Here is a 20560-nt window from a genome sequence, read left to right as displayed (position 1 = left end):
CAGGCACAACCAGGCCGGCGATCTGCAGTAGTAATAAAACGGAGAAAAATATGTTTGGACGTTTGATGCCCACCGAGGGCAAATTCTTTGACCTGTTTAACCAGCATGCTGAGCTGTGTGTCAAAGGCGCGAAAGAAATGGTGGGCCTGATGTCGAATTTCGATGACCTGGAAAATCGCGTGCACGCGATCGAGGGCATCGAGAAGCAAGCCGACAAGATCACTTACCAGACCGTCGACCTGCTGCACAAAACCTTCATCACCCCGATCGACCGCGATGACATCCACAAGCTGATCACGCGCCAGGACGACATCCTCGATCTGCTGGAAGACGCGGCCCAGACCGTGTCGCTGTACGATCTGCATTCGGTGACGCCGGAAGCCAAGCGCCTGGCCGAGCTGGTGCTGGCCTGCGCCGAGAAGGTCAAGGACGCCGTGGCGCTGCTGCACAATATGGACAACTCGCGCCAGATCGTCGCCATCTGCGAAGAGATCGACCGCCTGGAATCGGACGCCGACCACGTGATGCGCGCCGCCATGTCCAAGCTGTTCCGCGATGAGCCGGACGTGCGCAATCTGATCAAGATGAAGGCCATCTACGAAATTCTGGAAACCGTGACCGACCGTTGCGAAGATGTGGCCAACATCATCGAAGGTATCATCGTTGAAAACGCATAATTAAAAAGAACAGTTCAACATGCATACCATACAAATCAGTATCTACGTGCTGGTCCTGCTGATCGGGCTGGCGCTGATATTTGACTTCATGAACGGCTTCCACGACGCCGCCAACGCCATCGCCACGGTGGTGTCGACCGGCGTGCTGAAGCCGCAGACGGCGGTGGCCATGGCCGCGCTGTTCAACTTTGTGGCGATCTTTGTGGTTGGCCTGCACGTGGCCGGCACGGTGGGCAAGGGGACGATCGATCCCGGGATTGTCGACCAGTACGTGATCTTTGGCGCGCTGGTCGGCGCCATCGCGTGGAATTTGTTCACCTGGTACTACGGCATTCCATCGTCGTCGTCGCACGCGCTGATCGGCGGCCTGGTGGGCGCTGCGGTGGCCAAGTCCGGCACCGGCGCGCTGGTCGGTGGCGGCCTGTGGAAGACCGTGCAGTGGATCATCATTTCGCCGCTGATGGGCTTTGTGTTTGGCTCCATCATCATGCTGATCGTGTCGTGGATCTTCGTGCGCTCGACGCCGCGCCGGGTCGACAAATGGTTCCGTCGCCTGCAACTGGTATCGGCCGCTTCGTACAGCCTGGGCCACGGCGGCAATGACGCGCAAAAAACCATCGGCATTATCTGGATGCTGCTGATCGCGGTGGGCCAGGTGCCGGCCGGTGGCGCCGAGCCGCCGCTGTGGGTGATCGTTTCGTGCTATGGCGCGATCTCGTTCGGCACGCTGTTTGGCGGCTGGCGCATCGTCAAGACCATGGGCCAGAAGATCACCAAGCTGAAGCCGGTGGGCGGTTTCTGCGCCGAGAGCGGTGGCGCGATCACCTTGCTGGTGGCGTCGCACTTCGGCGTGCCGGTATCGACCACGCACACCATCACCGGCGCGATCGTCGGCGTCGGTTCGGCGCAGAAGATGTCGGCGGTGCGCTGGGGCGTAGCCGGCAACATCGTCTGGGCCTGGATCTTCACCATTCCCGCCTCGGCCTTCGTGGCCGCGCTGGCCTGGTGGGTCGGACACCACATCATGTAATGCAAAGGGAGCTTCGGCTCCCTTTTTTGTTCCCGCTGATCTCATGATCTTGCGCGGCCAGAAAGTGTTGCTGGACTCTGATGTAGCCGAGCTTTACGGCGTGGATGCGCGCCGACTCAACGAACAGGTGCGCCGCAATCGCGAGCGCTTTCCTGTCGATTTTATTTTTGAGCTTAATGCTGATGAACTCGGCATCTTGAAGTCGCAAATTGCGACTTCAAGATGGGGTGGCAGGCGTAAGATACCGTTGGCGTTCACCGAACACGGTGCCATTATGGCGGCAACCGCGCGGCCGATCGGATTTGTGGTTCATCAGGATAAGAAGGGACGGAGCAAGTAATGGCAATCGATTTTGTGGGGTTGGAGCAGGCGGCGCAGGCATCGGCGGCGGTTAGCACGCCGTGCAGCTGTGACCAGGCGCATCTGTTGGCCTGGCAGCAGGTGCCGCTGACGCTGGAGCTGGATCAGTTCGAAGAAGTGGCATCACTGGTGGAAGATCCGTTTGCCGAACCGACTTTTGCCGAATACCACCCAGCTGGCACCCGCCTCGAAAGTGACGACGCGCCGATCGCGCCGCGTTACTATCCTGCCAACCGCAGCCACCTGCTGCGCTGCGTGAAGTGCGGCCGCCACTACCTGCGCTACACCGAAGCCGGCGGCTACTTCAGCGAATTCCGCATCCGCGCGCTGCGACCCGAGTTACTGGTCGACGCCACCGTCTAATCCGGCAACCCGGCGGCCCGGTGGGGCGCCAGTTCGGTTATCATGGCGGGCTTCGCCATCCGCACGTCCTCCATGCACGCCCCTCGCAACAAGCGCTATTCCCGCCGTCAGCATTTCATCGAGACTTGTCTCGGTGTCGCGTTGCTGGGCGGTCGCGTGGCCAAGCTGAGTTATCGCGCCGGCCTGCACGGCAAGCTGGGCGTCACCCGCCACGCGCTGACGCTGGCGCCCGAACGCCGGCTGGCGGCGCCGCTGACGATCGCCTTCGCCTCGGATTTCCACGCCGGCCCGTCCACCCATCCAGCCATCTTCGACGACCTGTGCGCTCATCTGGCCAGCGAGCGGCCGGACGTGTTGCTGCTGGGCGGCGACTACATCACCGGCCCCGCCAGCCATGCGGCCGTGCTGTGCGAGCGCCTGGCCGGCGTGACGCCGCCGCTGGGCAAGTTCGCCGTGTTCGGCAACCACGACCTGTCCACCGACGATCAACTGATCGCCAGGCTGTTCGCGCAGGCCGGTGTCGAGATGCTGGTCAACCGCGCCGTCACGCTGGCGGCGCCATTCGACCAGGTGTCGATCTGCGGCATGGACGATCCCTGGGCTGGCGCGCCGGACGCCGCCGCCACCTTCGCCGGCGCAGCCGCTGTGCGCATCCTGCTGATGCACGCGCCCGACGGCCTGCTGACGCTGCAAAAGCAGCGCTACGACATCGGCTTTGCCGGCCACACCCACGGCGGCCAGATCGCACTGCGCGATGGCACGCCGCTGGTGATGCCGCGAGGGCCGTTGTCGCGGCCTTACTACTACGGCCGCTACCCGGTGCACGGCAACGGCGATCTGATTGTCAGCCGCGGCGTTGGCTGCGGCGGCATTCCATTGCGCGTCAATGCCGATCCGGAACTGGTGATCTGCACTGTGCAATAATAGACGGATGAGCACCTCCGCCCTCCAACTGCAGAAGGAAGACCCGCTGGCCGCTGACTCCCTGCGTCTGATGGAGGAGCTGTCGACCGCGCTGGAATCCATTACCGGCGACAGCGGCAAAGCTTCGTTCGACGCCGCTGACGTGATCGGCCCCGCCGCCTGCTTCGTGGTGGCGCGCGACGACAGCGGCACGGCGGTCGGCTGCGGCGCTTTGCGCCCGCTGCAACCCGGCGTGGCCGAAATCAAACGCATGTACGCGCGCCACGGCACCACCGGCGTCGGCAGCGCGGTGCTGCGTTTCCTCGAAGCCGAGGCCACCGCGTTGGGCTATCAGGCGGTCTGGCTGGAGACGCGGCTGGTGAACCGCCGCGCCGTCGATTTCTATGAGGCGCGTGGCTACACCCGCATTCCCAACTACGGCAAGTACATCGGCAATCCGCTGGCGGTGTGCTTCGAAAAGCAGCTGCCATGACGCGCCGCGCGCTGTTGGCCGTGCTACTGACGGCGCCCTTGCTGGCGCACGCGGCCGGCCCGCTGCGCGACCGCATCGCGGAACGCATGGCCGAACGCGCGGCGAACGACATGGAGGAGGGCGAAGCCGGCCCCGCAAGCGCGCTGCCGGCTGGCGTGCGGCTGCTGGCCAACCAGTCTTACGGCAACGATCCGCGTCAGCGTTACGACGTCTACCTGCCGGCGCACGCCGAGCGCGCGCCGGTGATCTTCATGGTCCATGGCGGCGCCTGGCGCGTCGGCGACAAGGCCAACGCACCGGTGGTGCAGAACAAGGTGGCGCGCTGGGCCACGCGCGGCATCATCGTGGTCTCGATCAATTACCGCATGCTGCCATCGGCCAGCGTGGCGATCCAGGCCGAGGATGTGGCCAGCGCGCTAAGCGCCGCGCAGGCGCGGGCCGCAGAGTGGGGCGGCGACAGCGGCAAGTTTGTATTGATGGGGCATTCGGCCGGCGCGCATCTGGTGGCGCTATTGGCGTCGTCCGCCAGCGCGCACGGCGCGGCGCCGTGGCTGGGCACCGTGGCGCTGGACAGCGCGGCGATGGACGTGCCGGGCCTGATGAACCAGCGCCACTTCCCGCTGTATGACCAAGCCTTCGGCAGCGATGCCGCCTACTGGAGCACAGTCTCGCCGCTGGCTCAGCTCAAGGCCGGCGGCAAGCCGCTGCTGCTGGTGTGCTCGTCGCGCCGCAAGGACTCCTGCCCCCAAGCCGACGCCTACGCCAGCCAGGCGCGCGCACTCGGCATCAGCGTGCAGGTGCTGCCGCAAGACCAGACCCATGGCCAGATCAACCAGACGCTGGGCCAGCCCGGCGCCTACACCGACGCCGTTGAACGCTTCCTGACCAGCCTCGATCCCGCGCTGGCCACGCGCCTGCTCTAGCACAGCCGCTTTAAGCGCACGTTAGGTGTAGGCCAAGTCCCACATCGCCTTGCGGCGCTCGCCGCTTACGTGCACGTCAATCAAGGACGACAATACAGTCCATGAAAATCATCGATCAACGTTATCTGGACAGCGGCAACCGCTATTCCACCCAACCCTGTTTGCTCAGCATTCTGGAAATCGGCACCGTCTCGGACCAAGCCACGCTACGACTGCAAAAACGCCTGGATGCGATCCTGCCCGGCCTGCGCCGCCTGCGCGGCCTGGTTGGCAAGCGCGCCGACCAGGTGCCGGCCGTGGTCGAGCTGGTGCAGCAAACCGCCATCGAATTGCGCCGGCTAGCGCTGAATGAAGTGACGCTTGGCTTTGTCGGCGTGGTGCCGCGCATGGCGGGGCGCTATCGGCTGGTGCTGCCGTACAGTGCAGAAAGCGCCGCCGCACCGTCGGTGGCGCTGGCGACCCAACTGGTGGATGCCTTGCTGGCCGGCCGCGCGTTCAACCTCAAGGCCGGACTGGCGCGCCTGCGCGCACTGGCCGACCGCCGCCGCAAGCCGCGCGACTACTTGATGCAGACCGCGCGCACCATCTTGATGTCGGTAATTCCGAGGAAGACCTTCTCGATGCCGTCCATCTTCAACGTCAGCATGCCGTCCTCCAGCGCCGCCGCCAGTAGCTGAGCCACGCGCGCGTGCTCCTGCAGCAGCTTCTTGACCTGGTCGGAGCCCGTCATCAGCTCGTGCAGGCCAACGCGCCCCTTGTAGCCCTTGTTGCACTCGTCGCAGCCGACCGCGCGATACAGCGTGAACTTGCCGCCATCGCCCGCATAGCGCTGCCGCAGCCCCGCCTCCGCGCCAGCATGCGCGTCCGGCGGTAGCTCCTCGCAGTACTCGTCCAGCAGCGCCGCCAGCTCCTCGGCTGACGGCTCATACGCCTGCTTGCACTTGCCGCACAGGCGCTTGGCCAGCCGCTGCGCCAGTATGCCCAGCAGCGCATCGGAAAAATTGAACGGGTCCATGCCCATGTCCAGCAGCCGCACAATGGATTCCGGCGCGCTGTTGGTGTGCAGCGTGGAGAACACCAGATGGCCGGTCAGCGAGGCTTCGATGCCCATGGCGACGGTTTCCTTGTCGCGCATCTCGCCCACCATGATGATGTCCGGATCGGCGCGCAGGAAGGCGCGCATCACGCTGGCGAAATCCAGTCCGGCCTTGCGGTTGACCTGCACCTGCCGCAATCCCTTCTGCGTGATCTCGACCGGATCTTCGGCGGTCCAGATCTTGGTGTCCGGCTGGTTCAGATAGTGCAGCACCGAGTGCAGCGTGGTGGTCTTGCCGGAGCCGGTGGGGCCGCAGACGAAGAACAGGCCATACGGTTTTCCCACCGTCGCCTTCAGCCGCTGCAGGTTAAACGGCAGCACGCCCAGCTTGTCCAGCGGGATAGGTTCGCCGGCCGCCAGGATGCGCATCACGATGTCCTCGACGCCGCCGGCCGATGGAATTGTCACTACCCGCAGCTCGATATCCAGCGGCCCGTATTTCTTGAATTTGATCTTGCCGTCCTGCGGCTTGCGGCGTTCGGAGATATCGAGGTCGCACATGATCTTCACCCGTGCCACCAGCGCGCTGCGGTAGCTGGCCGGGATTTCGATGTAGGGCACCAGCGAGCCATCCTTGCGGAAGCGGATCCCGGTCTTGCCCTTGCCCGGCTGCGGTTCGATGTGGATGTCGGACACGCCCTGGCGATAAGCGTCGACGATGATCTTGTTGAGCAGCTTGACCAGCTCATTCTCCACCGCCTCCGAGACATCGCCCTCGGTCTCGCCGTCGTCGCCGTCCTCCATGCCGGACAGCAGATCGCCAACGCTGGCATTGTCGCCGTGGCCGAAGAACAGTTCCACCATCTGGCGGAACTCGCGCTGCGTGGTGACGCGGAGCAGCGGTTTCGCGCGCGGAAAAATCTGTTCGACGATGTGCGTGTGTGCGACGCGTTCCGGGTCCAGCGCCACCACCAGCAAGCCGTCCTTGCCATCTTCCAGCGGCAGCCAGCCGGCTTCCTCCACATACTGGCGCTTGAGGTTCTTCAGCAGCTCCACCGGCTTGATGCGATCGGCGCGGAACTGTTCATACGGCACGCTGAAATGCTTTTCCAGCGAAGCGCCAATCACGCCGGGCTTGATCTCGTAGTCCGCGATCAGCACTTCCTCGATTTCCACCTGCCGCTGGCGCGCGTTCCGGGTGGCCTGTTCCAGCTCCTGCGCCGAGATCACCGCTTCGGTCACCAGCCCGTCGTACTTGGTGCGCACCATCTGCGGCGGTTTGAGGCGCTGCGAAAACGCCACCGACAGCGTTTCGCACAGCTCCTTCACGCCATCCTCCGCTATCGCGGAGAAGGGCACGCGGTCGCGATTGTTGATGAACTGGACCACGCCCAGCAGTTCGCGCGACTGCACCGCGATCAGCGGCGCCACCAGCATTTGCTTGGTGCGATAGCCGGTGCGCTGGTCCACACCCTGCTGGAAACGCAGCTCGGGCGAGTAGCGCGCCAGTTCGGCCTGGTCATAGACGTCCGCCAGGTTGATGGTCTTGCGCGTCAGCGCCACGTAACCGGCGATGCTGGCCGGCGTCACCGCCAGCTTCAGATCGCGGAACGAGGTCAGGCCGGTCTTGACCTTGGAGACGATGTAATCCTTCTGGTGATCCATCGCGTACAGCGTGAAGCGCTCGCAGTTGAACAGATCACAGAACTCCATGCCCAGATCGAGCATGATTTCATCGAGGTTGCTGGTGGCGTGGATCTTGGTGGTGACCGCCTGCAGCTTCTGAAAAAACGCCAGCCGCAGATCGACATCGGTGGGACGGATGCTGGGAGGGCTGGCGTCATTCATGATCGCTCCGCTAGGTGTCTACATCACAGCTGCACTTCCATGCCTTCGTAAGCGAGGAAGACCTGCAGGTCGCCCAGTTGCTGCGCATGTCGCGCCATCACGTCGGCAAATACGGCTTCCAGTTCGTCGTCGCCGCGGGTCGGTTCGTGGTGAGTGCAGTATAGCGCCTTGGCGCCGGTGCGCAGCGCCAGCGCGAACGCCGAGTCGAAGGTGCCGTGGCCCCAGCCCTGCTTGGCCGGATATTCTTCGCGGGTGTAGGAGCAGTCGACGATCAGCGCGTCGACGCCATGCACGGTGGCGTCGATGGCGGCGTTGCGTTCGTCCATCCAGCGCGCATAAGCGTCGTGCTCGAGGTGGCCGGGCGGGTGGATGTTGTAGTGCGGCTCGTGGTCGCCGGTGAAGAACACTGACTTGCCGTTACATTCGATGCGATACCCGAGGTCGGTCACCGGGTGGTTCATCACCACGTTGCCGACGGTGGCGTCGCCAACCTGGATCGGTTGGCCGATTTCCAGCGTCTGGTACTCGATGGTGGCGTCCATCTGGGTTTCGCTGACCGGGAAATAGCTGTTTTGCAGTTGCACGCCCATCACATGCTCGATGCCGTTGCCGGTGTCCGGATCGGTCACGCCATGCAGGCGCACCCGGCTGCCACGGATGAACAGCGGGGTAAAGAAGGGCAGGCCATGGATATGGTCCCAATGGCTGTGGGTGATGAAGATATTGGCGTGGATCGGCTTGCTTTTGTCCTGAATCAGCGACTGCGCCAGCGCGAACAGGCCGGTGCCGCCGTCTATGATGATCAGGGTGTCGTTGTCGGTGCGTACCTCGATGCAGGTGGTATTGCCGCCGTAGCGCGCCGTTCGCGGACCAGGGGACGGAATCGATCCCCGCACCCCCCAAAATTTGAATTTCATGGCTTTCCCTGGGTGTTCGTTCTTATTTTGCTATTTGTTGCCGCGTTACCTACATCCGATGATATCTTTTTTTTCGTTGCACAGGCAAAACAAACACGACACAGATACACTTCATCTGTAGATTTCCTTATGTACAACAGCTTGCGCTACAGCTACACTCTGTTCTGTACGCGCTGTCCAAGCGGGGCTCTACAATTAAAACAACCATGCAAGAGTTGAACCAAACCCAAATCGCCGAGCGTCTGGACCAGCTGACCGAGCTCAGCGTCCAGCTGGGCAGCAATCACGATACCGACGTGCTGCTGGAGCGTATCCTGCTGGTCGCCAAGCGCATGACCAATGCCGACGGTGGCACCTTGTACCGGCCCAGCGAAGACAAGCGCTATCTGAATTTCCACATCCTCCTCAATGACACGCTGCAGACCCACCAGGGCGGCAGCAGCGGCGTGCCGGTGACGGCCGGCAGCGTGCCGCTGTTCGACGACAACGGTGAAAAAAACCTGACGGCGGTGGCGGCGTATGCGGCCCACTTCGGCCTCTCGGTCAATATCGAGGACGTGTACAAGGCCGATGTGTTCAATTTTTCCGGCATGGTCAAATTCGACCAGCTGCGTAATTATCACTCGCAATCGTTCCTGACGGTGCCGATGAGCGACCATGAGGGCGTGCTGGTCGGCGTGCTGCAGCTGATTAACTCCAAGGATAGCGAGACCGGTGCCATTCGCGCCTTTACCCCGACCGACCAGCGTTTCATCGAGGCGTTGTCGGCGCAGGCGGCGGTGGCGCTGACCCACCAACGCCTGATCGCTCAGTTGGAAGAGCTGCTGGAGGCGCTGGTCAACCTGATCAACATTGGTATCGACGAGAAATCGCCATACACCGGCCGCCACTGCCAGTTCGTGCCGGAGCTGACCATGATGCTGGCCGAGGCCGTGCACGAAACCGGCAGTGGTCCGCTGGCCGACTTCCACATGACGGACGCCGACCGCAAGGAACTGTGGCTGGCCGGCCTGTTGCACGACTGCGGCAAGATCACCACCCCGGTGCACGTGGTGGACAAGGCCACCAAGCTGGAAACCATCTTCGACCGCATCGCGCTGATTGACACCCGCTTCGAAGTGCTGCTGCGCGATGCCGAGATCGCCGCGCTGAAGCGCAAGCTGGAACCAGGCGCGGACACGGCCGCCATCGATGCCGAGCTGGCGCAGCTGCAGGCCAGTCTGCGCGAGGAGCGCGAATTCCTGCGCGTTGCCAATGTCGGCGGCGAGGGCATGAAGCCGGACGATCAGGAGCGCGTGCGCGCCATCGCCCAGCGCCGCTGGATCGGCCCGGACGGCGCCGAGCGCGCCTTCCTGGACGAGGACGAGCTGCTCAACCTGACCATCCGCTTCGGTACGCTGACCGATGCCGAGCGCAAGGAAATCAACAATCACATCGTGATGACCATCAAGATGCTGGAGGCGCTGCCGTGGCCCAAGCATCTGAAGAATGTGCCGGAGTATGCCGGCGGCCACCACGAACGCATGGACGGCAAGGGTTATCCGCGCGGTCTGACCAAGGATCAGATGTCGGTGCAGGCGCGGGTGATGGCGATTGCCGACATCTTCGAGGCGCTGACCGCCAAGGACCGCCCCTACAAGAAGGGCAAGATGCTGTCCGAATCGCTGCGCATCCTCGGCAATTTCTCGCTCAACGGGCATATCGACCCCGACCTGTTCGATATCTTCATCCGCAAGAAAATCTATCTGGAGTTCGCCCACAAGAATATGGACGAAAAACAGATCGACGACATCGACGAAGCCAAAATTCCCGGCTATCAGCCCTAAGGACTGCGCGTGCGCAAATTCACCAAGATTCTGGTCAAGTATGGCCCGCGATGGCTGCTGGGCACTGTTATTACGCTGATGGGCGTGTTGTACGTAATGGGCTGGGTTCCCAGCGACACCGTGGCGCGACTGGACAATCTGTGGGCCGGCGAGCGCATGAAGCTGGAAAAGCCGGTGCTGGACCCGCGCATCGTCATCGTCGACATCGACGGCAAGTCGCTGACCGAGTTCGGCCGCTTCCCTTGGAGCCGCAACGTCCAGGCCACGCTGATCTCGCAACTGGTCGACCATTACAAGGTGGCGACGGTCGGCTACGACATCTCGTTCCCCGAGCCGGACACTAGTTCCGGCTATAACGTGCTGGAAAAGCTGTCCCAGACCGAGCTGAAGGATGTGCCGGCGCTGCGCCAGCGCTTGCAGGAACTGAAGCCGATGATGGATTACGACGGCGTGTTTGCCGGCGCGCTGCAGGGCAAGCCGGTGATCCTCGGCTTCAATCTGTCGCCAGACCAGATCAAAGGGACGTTGCCCAAGCCCTTGTTTTCCGAGTCCGACCTGAATGGCCGCGAATTGCTGGCCTATAACGCGCCTGGCTTCGAAGCCAACGTGCCGGTGCTGCAGCAGGCGGCCGCTGGCGCTGGGAGCTTTTCGGTGGTGACCGATCCGGACGGCATTGTCCGCACCGCCTATCTGATTCAGCAGGTGGGGGAGGATTACTATCCATCGCTGTCGTTGGCCACCGCCGCGCTGTACATGAAGGCGCGCGCCATCAAGCCCTACATGACCGAGACCGTGGACCAGCTGTCGCAGGCGCAGCGCGACAGCGGCGGTTTCGATGCGTTGACCATCCTGCTGCCGGGGAATATTCAGCGCCTGATCCCGGTGGGCGAGGCGATGAGCACCTTCGTCCAGTACCACGGCATCGGCGGCCCGCAGGGCGGCTCGTTCCGCTACGTGTCGGCGGCCGACGTGATGACCGGGCGCGCGCCGGCCGCCTTGCTGAAGGACACGGTGGCTCTGATCGGTACCACGGCGCCGGGACTGGTCGACTTGCGGGCCACGCCGGTCAACCCCGAGTATCCAGGGGTGGAAATCCACGCCAACCTGATCAAGTCCATCCTCGACAACAAATTCACCCAGCGTCCCGACTGGGCTTCGCCGGCCGAGGCGCTGACGATCCTGCTGGTCGGCCTGGTGCTGAGCTTTACGCTGTCGGCGCTGTCGCCGCTGCGCGCGATCGCGCTGGGCGTGGTGGTGCTGGCGGCGGCGGTGGGCGCCAACTACTATATGTACACGCAACTGAACCTGATTTTCAACCTGGCCATGCTGGTGATCGTGATCGTCAGCGTGTTCGTGGTGAACGTGGCGTGGGGCTATTTCTTCGAGGTGCGCAAGGGCGCGGCGCTGGTGTCGCGCTTTGGCGAATACGTGGCGCCGGAGCTGGTGGCGGAAATGGCCGAGGACCCGGAAAAATACAATATGGACGGCGAAAGCCGCGAGCTGACCGTGATGTTCGTCGACGTGCGCGGCTTCACCACCATTTCCGAAGGACTGACGCCGAAGCAGCTGCGCGAATACATCAACCTCTATCTGACCGCGATGTCGGAAGACATCCGCAGCAGCCACCAGGGCACGCTGGACAAGTACATCGGTGACGCCGTGATGGCGTTCTGGGGCGCGCCGGTGTCGTTCAACGACCACGCCAGCCGTGGCGTGGCCACCTCGCTGCTGATGCAGGCCAGCGCGCGCCGCCTCAACCAGGACTTCATCGCGCGCGGCTGGCCGGAACTGAAAATCGGCATCGGCCTCAACTCCGGCCTGATGCACGTGGGCGACATGGGCTCCAACATCCGCCGCGCCTATACGGTGATGGGCGACGCCGTCAACCTCGGCTCGCGGCTGGAGGGCATCACCAAGGTATACGGCGTCGGCATCGCGGTGGGCGAGATGACGCGCGCGGCGGCGCCGGAATTCGCCTACCGCGAGCTGGATCTGGTGCGGGTCAAGGGCAAGAACGAGCCGGTGGCGATTTTCGAACCGGTCGGGCTGGTGCAGGATGTGGACGAGGCCACCAAACGCGAACTTGATCGCTGGCAACAGGCATTGGTTGCGGTGCGCGCCCAGCGCTGGGAGGTGGCGGAAACTGTCCTGGACGAATTGCGGGCGCTGGCACCGGAACGCGGCTTGTACCAGCTGTACGTCGAGCGGCTCGCCTATTACCGCGCCCATCCGCCGGGCGAGGATTGGGATGGCGTGACCACCTTTGAAACCAAATAACGATATGAGAATGGCAAGCGTCTGGGCATAAATCCAACACTTCCAGCGGTAGAGGTGAAATCGCCGCGCAGCGCCGAATTGCTATGCTAGCATCGCGGAAGAAGCTATTGCAAAACAGCAAAAAACCATAGGCGACTTTCTTTCGCCACAAGCAACCAAGAGTCCACGACATGAGAACTAAGCTAACGCGCCTGCTCGCAGGTTCCGTTCTGGCCGCCGCCGTTGTATCGGCGTGGGGCGCCAATACGCCCGACGATGGCGCCATCCGTTTTGAAATTTCACACTTTGAAGTCAAGGGCAACACGCTGTTGTCGCAGGCCGAGATCGACCAGATCCTGTCTGGCTATAGCGGCAAGGAGCGCGATTTCGGCTATGTGCAGCGGGCCCTGGAAGCGCTGGAGGCAGCGTATCACGAACGTGGTTACAACGTCGTCACGATTGAATTGCCGGAGCAGGAACTGAATGGCGGCGTGGTGGTATTGCGCGTGGTGGAAACCAAAGTCGGCCGGGTTACGGTCAAGAACAATAAGTATTTCGACGAAGCAAATATTCGCCGCAGCCTGCCATCGCTGCAGGAAGGCCAGTCGCCCAATCTGAAGGTGGTGTCGGCCAACCTGAAACAGGGTAATGACAACCCGGCCAAGCAGGTCACGATGAAGCTGCAAAATGGCGAGAAAGACGACGAAGTCGATGCCGTACTGGAGGTCAAGGATGAATCGCCGTGGAAGGTGATGGCCAATGTCGACAACACCGGCACCGACGCCACCGGCAAGACCCACCTCGGCGTGGTGCTGCAAAACGCCAATCTGTTCGGCCGCGATCATCTGGCCTCGCTGCAGTACGTGACCTCGGCCGAGGAGCCGGGCCGGGTCAAGGTGTATGGCGCCGGTTACCACATTCCACTGTACGCGCTGGGTGATTCGGTAGACTTTTACGCCAGCTATTCGAACGTCGATTCCGGCACCATCACCGCCGGCAGCTTCAACCTGGCGGTCAGCGGCAAGGGTGCGGTGTATGGCGCGCGCTACAACCACACGCTGGCCAAGCGCGGCGAGCTGGAATCGCAGCTGTTGTATGGCCTTGATGTGAAAGCCTTCAAAAACAGCGTGGTGCTGCTGGGCACCGAGCTCGGTAACGATGTCACGGTGCATCCGCTGAGCATCGCCTACCAGGCCACCACGCCGATCCCGATGGGCGAGGCCGGCGCTCAGATCTCGCTGCTGCACAACGTCTCCGGCGGCACCAACGGTGGCCAGGATGCCTTCACGGCGGCGCGCACCAATGCCAAAGCGAACTACACCATCTTACGCGTGGGCGGCAGCGTCACCCACGCCTTCAAGAACGCATGGCAGGTACGTGCCATCGTCAACGGCCAGTACACGCGCGACGCGCTGATTCCGGGCGAGCAGTTCGGCGCCGGCGGCGCCACGTCGGTACGCGGCTTCGCCGAGCGGGAAATCTCCAACGATTCCGGCCTGAGCGTCAACCTGGAAGCCTATACGCCCAATCTGTGCAGCCACAACGGCTGGAACTGCCGGCTGCTGGGCTTTTACGACACTGCCTATGTCAGCCGCAACAAGGCGCTGGCGGGCGAACTGGAAAGCAGCACCATCGCCAGCGCCGGTGTCGGCGCGCGTTTCGTGCTGTCGACGAATTTGAATCTGCAATTGGACTACGGTCATGTATTGCGCGCCGGCGCCACCACCCGCGACGACGCCAACCGCCTGCACCTGCGTCTGGGCCTGGCCTACTGAGAGATAGCACATGAAATCGCAAATGACTTTTAATCTGCGCCGCAAGGCGCTGGCCGTGGTGGTGGCAGCCGCGTTCAGCACGGCTCAGGCCAATCCGGTCTCGCCGACCGTGGTGCACGGCATGGCTACCTTCAATCAGCAGGGCAGCCTGTACACCATCACCAACACGCCCAACACCATCATCGACTGGCAAAGCTTCTCGATTGCACAGAACGAGATCACCAAGTTCATCCAGCAGAGCGCGGACAGCAAGGTGCTGAACCGCATCACTGGTCAGGACCCATCGCAAATCCTCGGTTCGCTGCAATCGAACGGCAAGGTGTTCCTGATTAACCCGAACGGCGTGATCTTCGGCGCCGGTTCGCGCGTGGACGTGGCCGGACTGGTGGCGTCGACGCTGAATATCTCCAACGCCGATTTCCTGGCCGGGAATAACAAGTTCGAGGCCGGCACGACTGCCGGCACGGTCAGCAATGCCGGTACCATCACCACGCCGTCCGGCGGCCAGATCTTCCTGATCGCGCCATCGGTGGAAAACAGTGGCGTGATTTCGTCGCCGAACGGTGATGTGGTGCTGGCGGCCGGCCGCAGCGTGCAGCTGTTCGATTCGGCCGACCCGAATGTGCAGGTGGTGGTGTCGGCGCCGGCCGACCAGGCCGTCAACCTGGGCAGCATTGTGGCGCAGGGCGGCCGCATTGGCGTGTACGGCGCGCTGGTCAACCAGCGCGGCACCATCAACGCCAACAGCGCGGTGCTCGGCGCGAACGGCAAGATCGTGCTCAAAGCCAGCAATACGCTGATGGTGGAGGACGGCAGCAGCACCACCGCCACCGGCAGCAATCTCAACACCGGCGGCGACATCATGCTGCTCGGTACCAACGTCGGCCTCACCGGTAATGCGGTGGTCGATGCCAGCGGCGAGATCGGCGGCGGCAAGGTGCTGGTTGGCGGCGATTATCAGGGCGCGAATGCGTCGGTGACGAACGCCACCGCCACCTATGTCGGCAAGGATGTGGTCATCAGCGCCGACGCCACCCAAAGCGGCAACGGCGGCACGGTGGTGGTGTGGAGCCAGGAAGCGACCCGCATGTACGGCGTGCTGTCGGCCAAGGGCGGCGCCAGCGGCGGCGATGGCGGCCAGATCGAAACCTCGGGCAATTATCTGGACGTGTCTGGCGCCCGCGTCAGCACGGCGGCGGCCAAGGGCAAGACCGGCAGCTGGCTACTGGACCCGTACGATATCGACGTGGTGAGCGGCCGGGGCGGCACGCTGACCGACGTGGCGACCTTCAGCGCCGGCTCGTCGACCGGCGTGACCAGCATAGGCGCCGACCTGATTTCGGAATCCAGCACCAACGTGGTGTTGCAGGCCAAGCACGACATCACCTTCGACGCCAGCATTCTCAGCGACACCGGGGCCACGCTGACGGCGCAGGCCGGCAACGACATCAAGGTCAACGCGCTCATCTCGATGACCGGCGCCGTCACGCTGAGCGCCAACGATAGCGCCAGCGGCAGCGCCTCCGGCATCGGCGGCGTGACCATCAACAGCTACGACGGCTCGACCATCAACACCAACAGCGCCAACCTGACGCTGAAAGGGTCGTACGTCACCATCAACGGCGTGGTGGACCTTGGCAGTGGCAGCCTGGACGCGCGCGCCAATGTGGCGGGTGGTTACATCACGCTGGGGGCCAACAGCCAGGTGAGCACCACCTCCGACAGCCAGGCGGTGATTTCTTTCGTCACCGATAACATCAACCTGAACGGCGCAACCGGCAGTGTCGGCGGCGGCGGTGGCGGCTACGACTCGGTGTCGTTCTCGACGTATACCGCCAATCGCGGCATCACCTTTGGCGGCACCGGCACCAACACGCTGAACCTGACCTCGGCCGGCCTCAACACGGTGGCCACCGCCAATCTGATCGTCGGCCACAGCGCCGCCGGCAACATCACCAGCGGCGGCGATGTCAGCCTGTCCGGGGTCAGCAACCTGTTGCTGGAAAGCGGCGGCAACATCACGCTGAACCATGCGTTGAGCGGCCCCGGCAATATCTACCTCAGCGTGGATGGCACCGGCACGCTGACCACCGGCAGCAATGCCGCGATCAGCGCCGGTTCGGTGTCGCTGGTGGGCAACAAGATGGCGCTGGGCGGCAGCATCAGCGGCGAAGGGGTGTCCATCAATACCTATGGCACCAGCACCGGCATCAACCTCGGTTCCGAGGTCAGCGGCAAGCTGAGCCTGACGGCGGATGAACTGAAGACGGTGAGTGGCAACCTGGAAATCGGCACGGCGGAAGATTACACCGGCGCGGTGACGGTGGCCAGCGCGGTGGACCTGAGCAGCAGCTCGGTGTATCAGCTGAATCTCGGCGGCAAATCGATTGCCGTCAACGCGGCGCTGAAAGTGCCGGGCTCGCTGAACCTGAATGCGACCAATGCCGTCACCGGCAGTGGCGCCATTACCGCCGGCGATTTGTCGGTCGATGCTGGCTCGGTGGCGCTGACTGGTGCTGTCACCGCGAGTGAAGGCGTGTCACTCAGCAGCAGCGGCGCGGTGTCGATGACCGGCGTCGTTACCGCCGGCAGCCTGAGCTCCTATGGCACCTCGGTCGCGCTGACCGGCAAAAACGCCGTCGGCACCGTCAGCGGCCATGCCACCACCGGCGCCTTTGCCTTTACCGCCGCCAATGGCGTCACGCTGGGGAATATCAGCGGCGCGACTGGCATCACGTTGACGGCCGGCGGCAACATCGAGCAGGATTATTACTCGACCATGAGCACGCCGCTGCTGAGCGTCACCACGCCCGGCGCCGCACACCTGGTAGGCTCCAACCAGATCGATGCGCTGACTGCCTCCAGCGTCGGTCTGCTGTCGTTCAACGATAACACCGCGGTGACGCTGAATGCGATCACGCTGACCGGCACTTATGGCGACGGCGGCATCAACGTCACCGCGCTCGGCAATGTCAACGTGTCCGGCGCGTTGAATGCGAAGACGCAGAGCGTGTATCTGTCCGGTACCAATGTCACCGGCGCCGGCGTCATCACCGCCGGCAACCTGAATGCCAACGCGGGCAGCAGCGTCAGCCTGACCGGCGCCAACAAGGCGACCTTGGTGGCTGGTACTACCTCGAATGGTAGCTTCAGCTACAACTCCGGCCAGGCGTTCAGCCTGGGCAACATCAGCGCCGGCGTGGGGATTGCGCTGACCGGTACCGGCAACATCACGCAAACCGCCGACAGCGGTGTGCTGAGCGCGCCGTCGATGAGCATCACTACGCCGGGCACGGTCAGCATTCTGGGGGCCAGCAACCAGATTGCCGCGCTGGCCGCGACCAGCGTCGGCTCGCTGACCTTCAAGGACAATACCGACCTGAATCTGGGCGTGGTCACGCTGACCGGCAACGTCAGCGGCGGCTTTGTGGACATCGAGGCGCCAACCATTCTGGTGGGCGCGGCCATCAACGGCAAGACGCAGCGGGTGACGCTGGAAGGCAATACGGTCACGGTCAACGCGGCTGGCACGGCCGGCATTTTTGAAATTGGCGCTGACACGCTGGCGCTGAACGCGAACCTGACGGCCACCACTGCGGCCAGCATTCATCCTTACAGCTCCGGCTATAGCATGGTGATCGGCTCAGGTAGCAGCTGCAGCACCGGCTGCCTGGCGGTCAACGATCTGTACCATATCGTCGCGCCGACCATTGGCCTGGGGGCGGTCGATTCCTCGCTGAACGTGGGCAATGTGTCGGTCGACAGCATCAGCGGCGTGGGGACCACCTCGTCCAGCATCAGCAGCACGACCACTCGCATTGGGCTGCTGAGCAACAGCGGCAATATCACCCAGACTGGCGTGATTAATGTGCATGACCTGGGTCTGGTCACCAGCGGCAACATCACGCTGACCAACACCGGTAACACGGTGTCCAGCCTGGCGGCGGTGCAGGGTGGTTCCGGCAATCTGAGTTTTGCCGATACTGGCACGCTGACCATTTCCAGCCTGAGCGGCGTGTATAGCGGCTCAGTGTTGTACTCGTTGCCAGGTGTGAGCTCGAACGGCACGGTGACGCTGGATGTGATCGGCTCCCTGCTGAGCGCCAGCAAGACGGTCTACATCACCGCGCCGGCGCTGGTGCTGAACACCACCACCGGCATCGGCGTCGGCAGCATCGGCTTGCGTACCAAGGTGTCCGAGCTGACGGCAGTGAATACGGCCGGCAGCGGCAGCACGGCCGCGATCAATATCTATAACATCAACAACACCGAGATTTCAGATTGGTTGACGGTGCACCGCGTGGAGCAGGTGGATGCGGGCGGCGGCAATGGCGGCGCCATTTCCATCGACAATACCGGCGGTATGAAGATTGCCGATCTGTCGCCGAATGGGGTGAAGACCACCACCGGCAACATCAAGCTGCAAACCCACAGCCCGCTAGAGATTGATGGCTCGGTGAGCACCGATTCCGGTGATATCACGATGGCGGCGGGTACTGGCTATGATACGAGCAATACCGTTACGATCGGCTCGGGCGGCAGCGTGACGTCGACCTCGGGTAATGTGTCGATCACCGGTACTTCTTACACCAATAACGGGACGGTGACTGACACCAATGGTGCGGTAACGCCGAATTACCAACAGGCGCCGACGCCGACTCCGACCCCGACGCCGACGCCGACGCCAACGCCAACACCGACGCCAACGCCAACGCCGACGCCGACCCCAACCCCAACCCCAACGCCAACGCCGACGCCAACGCCGACGCCAACGCCAACGCCGACACCGACACCGACACCGACACCGACACCGACGCCGACACCGACGCCAACGCCAACGCCAACGCCAACGCCGACACCGACGCCGACACCGACGCCGACACCGACGCCAACGCCGACACCACCGGATACGCCGACACCGACGCCGACGCCAACGCCAACGCCAACGCCAACGCCGGTATCGGCCGACATTTGCACGATCGCACCGACTTCGGAGCTGTGCACGGTCATTTCGCCGCCGAGCAACAGCAACCCGGTCAGCCCGGTCTATCAGGCGACCAACGAGGTCATCACCACGCTGGCCAGTACCACCGGCAGCTCGTCGACCGACAGCACGCAGAGCTCGTCGGGCGGCAGCTCGTCCAGTGGTGGCAGCAGCACGGGCACCACGACCACCTCGTCCACACCTGGCGACGAAAAGAGCGACAAGACGACCAGCACCACCAGTGATGCATCCAAAGACCAGAGCGGAACCAAAAATGAATCAATTAAGAAAAATTACTGCAATTAAAGCGCTCTTTGTACTGGTGCTGTTCTGGATGGCCGGCGCCAGTTGGGCCGCCCAGGTAGCGGGTACCGTGGTACAACTGAGCGGCCCGTTGCTGGCCAAGCGCGCTGACGGCACGGCGCGCATCCTGTCGATGAAATCCGAAGTGGAGAGCGGCGACACGCTGGTAACCGAGAAGAACACCTACGCCATGGTGAAATTCATCGACAACAGTGAAATCACGCTCAAGCCGTCGACCACCTTCAAGGTCGAGAACTTTGCCTACGATGCCTCCAGCCCGAGTGGCGACGCCGCCTCGTTCAGCCTGGTGAAGGGCGGCCTGCGCTCGGTGACCGGCCTGCTGGGCAAGCGCAACAAGGAAAAGTTCTCGATGAAAACGCCGAGCGCCACCATCGGTATTCGCGGCACCACCTTCATTGTCGAGTGGGTGTCGCCGGAGTCGGATGGGGAGAGCTGCCGTGACCGTGATCCCAACATGTCGGCCTGCGCCGGGCAGCGCGAGCCTGGCACCTATGTGCGGGTGCTGGAAGGCATGATCTACCTGGCCAATGAAAACGGCAGCGTGGACATCGGTCCGAATCAGGTGGGCAAGTCGCTGTGGCTGCCGCCGGGAGCGGCGAAGCAGGGTGCGGAACGCAAGCAGGAAGAGTCCGGATCGGCGGCAAAGTCCGCGCCATCGTCGTCGGGCGCGGCGCCTGAGAAGGTCAATGACAGCGGCAGCGGCGAGTTCCCGCCATCGTCGACCTACGACACCATCCCGACCCAGACCACGGGCGGCGCCACCGGCAGTGGCACCACCACCACCAATTCCGGCACCAGCAAGCTGCCAGCCGGAGAATGTGAAGTCCGCACTTGACCTTCCAATC

At 63.2% G+C, this 20560-nt stretch carries 15 protein-coding genes; 13 read left to right on the top strand and 2 right to left on the bottom strand.

From position 1 onward, the window contains the following. Window positions 1-50 precede the first annotated feature (50 nt). The 8 genes from GJ699_RS05030 to GJ699_RS04995 all read left to right on the top strand — a co-directional run bounded on the left by GJ699_RS05030 (window position 51) and on the right by GJ699_RS04995 (window position 5426). On the top strand, window positions 51-677 hold the full coding sequence (locus GJ699_RS05030) for a DUF47 domain-containing protein (RefSeq protein ID WP_154373705.1): 627 nt from the start codon (window positions 51-53) through the stop codon (window positions 675-677). A gap of 19 nt (window positions 678-696) precedes the next feature. Further along, entirely contained in the window at window positions 697-1707 is a 1011-nt protein-coding gene (locus GJ699_RS05025) for an inorganic phosphate transporter (RefSeq protein WP_154373703.1), read from the top strand. 43 nt (window positions 1708-1750) lie between these two features. After that, window positions 1751-2047, top strand: coding sequence for an ORF6N domain-containing protein (locus GJ699_RS05020; RefSeq protein WP_154373701.1), 297 nt, complete (start codon window positions 1751-1753; stop codon window positions 2045-2047). Then, on the top strand, window positions 2047-2430 hold the full coding sequence (locus GJ699_RS05015) for a hypothetical protein (RefSeq protein WP_154373698.1): 384 nt from the start codon (window positions 2047-2049) through the stop codon (window positions 2428-2430). Before GJ699_RS05020 ends, GJ699_RS05015 begins: the two co-directional genes overlap by 1 nt. Before the next feature lie 72 nt (window positions 2431-2502). Next, window positions 2503-3354: a metallophosphoesterase gene (locus GJ699_RS05010; RefSeq protein WP_154373696.1), complete on the top strand. Its 852-nt coding sequence runs from the start codon at window positions 2503-2505 to the stop codon at window positions 3352-3354. A gap of 7 nt (window positions 3355-3361) precedes the next feature. Continuing rightward, window positions 3362-3826, top strand: coding sequence for a GNAT family N-acetyltransferase (locus GJ699_RS05005; RefSeq protein WP_154373694.1), 465 nt, complete (start codon window positions 3362-3364; stop codon window positions 3824-3826). Continuing rightward, on the top strand, window positions 3823-4749 hold the full coding sequence (locus GJ699_RS05000; RefSeq protein WP_154373692.1) for an alpha/beta hydrolase: 927 nt from the start codon (window positions 3823-3825) through the stop codon (window positions 4747-4749). The genes GJ699_RS05005 and GJ699_RS05000 overlap by 4 nt, the downstream gene beginning before the upstream one ends. A gap of 101 nt (window positions 4750-4850) precedes the next feature. Then, window positions 4851-5426 (top strand): hypothetical protein, encoded by a 576-nt coding sequence (locus GJ699_RS04995; RefSeq protein WP_154373690.1) that lies wholly within the window; start codon window positions 4851-4853, stop codon window positions 5424-5426. Here GJ699_RS04995 and GJ699_RS04990 read toward each other — a convergent pair. Then, on the bottom strand, window positions 5309-7633 hold the full coding sequence (locus tag GJ699_RS04990) for a GspE/PulE family protein (protein WP_154373688.1): 2325 nt from the start codon (window positions 7631-7633) through the stop codon (window positions 5309-5311). The two genes, GJ699_RS04995 and GJ699_RS04990, sit on opposite strands and share 118 nt — an antisense overlap. A gap of 23 nt (window positions 7634-7656) precedes the next feature. Continuing rightward, on the bottom strand, window positions 7657-8550 hold the full coding sequence (locus GJ699_RS04985; RefSeq protein WP_154373686.1) for an MBL fold metallo-hydrolase: 894 nt from the start codon (window positions 8548-8550) through the stop codon (window positions 7657-7659). A 206-nt stretch (window positions 8551-8756) separates the two neighbouring features. Between GJ699_RS04985 and GJ699_RS04980 the strand changes: the two genes are divergently transcribed. The 5 genes from GJ699_RS04980 (at window position 8757) to GJ699_RS04960 (ending at window position 20550) form a co-directional block, all read left to right on the top strand. Beyond that, complete coding sequence (locus GJ699_RS04980) at window positions 8757-10376, top strand: GAF and HD-GYP domain-containing protein (protein ID WP_154373684.1); 1620 nt, start codon at window positions 8757-8759, stop codon at window positions 10374-10376. A gap of 78 nt (window positions 10377-10454) precedes the next feature. After that, window positions 10455-12653 carry a CHASE2 domain-containing protein gene (locus GJ699_RS04975; protein WP_154374124.1) on the top strand — a complete coding sequence of 733 codons (2199 nt, stop codon included), beginning with the start codon at window positions 10455-10457 and terminating at the stop codon, window positions 12651-12653. A 170-nt stretch (window positions 12654-12823) separates the two neighbouring features. After that, on the top strand, window positions 12824-14407 hold the full coding sequence (locus GJ699_RS04970; RefSeq protein WP_154373682.1) for a ShlB/FhaC/HecB family hemolysin secretion/activation protein: 1584 nt from the start codon (window positions 12824-12826) through the stop codon (window positions 14405-14407). 22 nt (window positions 14408-14429) lie between these two features. Further along, on the top strand, window positions 14430-19697 hold the full coding sequence (locus tag GJ699_RS34110; protein WP_195763460.1) for a two-partner secretion domain-containing protein: 5268 nt from the start codon (window positions 14430-14432) through the stop codon (window positions 19695-19697). Continuing rightward, window positions 19666-20550, top strand: coding sequence for a FecR family protein (locus GJ699_RS04960; RefSeq protein ID WP_229261946.1), 885 nt, complete (start codon window positions 19666-19668; stop codon window positions 20548-20550). Before GJ699_RS34110 ends, GJ699_RS04960 begins: the two co-directional genes overlap by 32 nt. The last annotated feature ends 10 nt before the right edge of the window (window positions 20551-20560 follow it).

This window comes from Duganella guangzhouensis, assembly GCF_009674535.1.
GTDB classification, from domain to species: Bacteria; Pseudomonadota; Gammaproteobacteria; order Burkholderiales; family Burkholderiaceae_D; genus Rugamonas; species Rugamonas guangzhouensis.
Note: the sequence above shows the minus strand (reverse complement) of the source record. Positions and strands in the feature narration are given on the sequence as shown.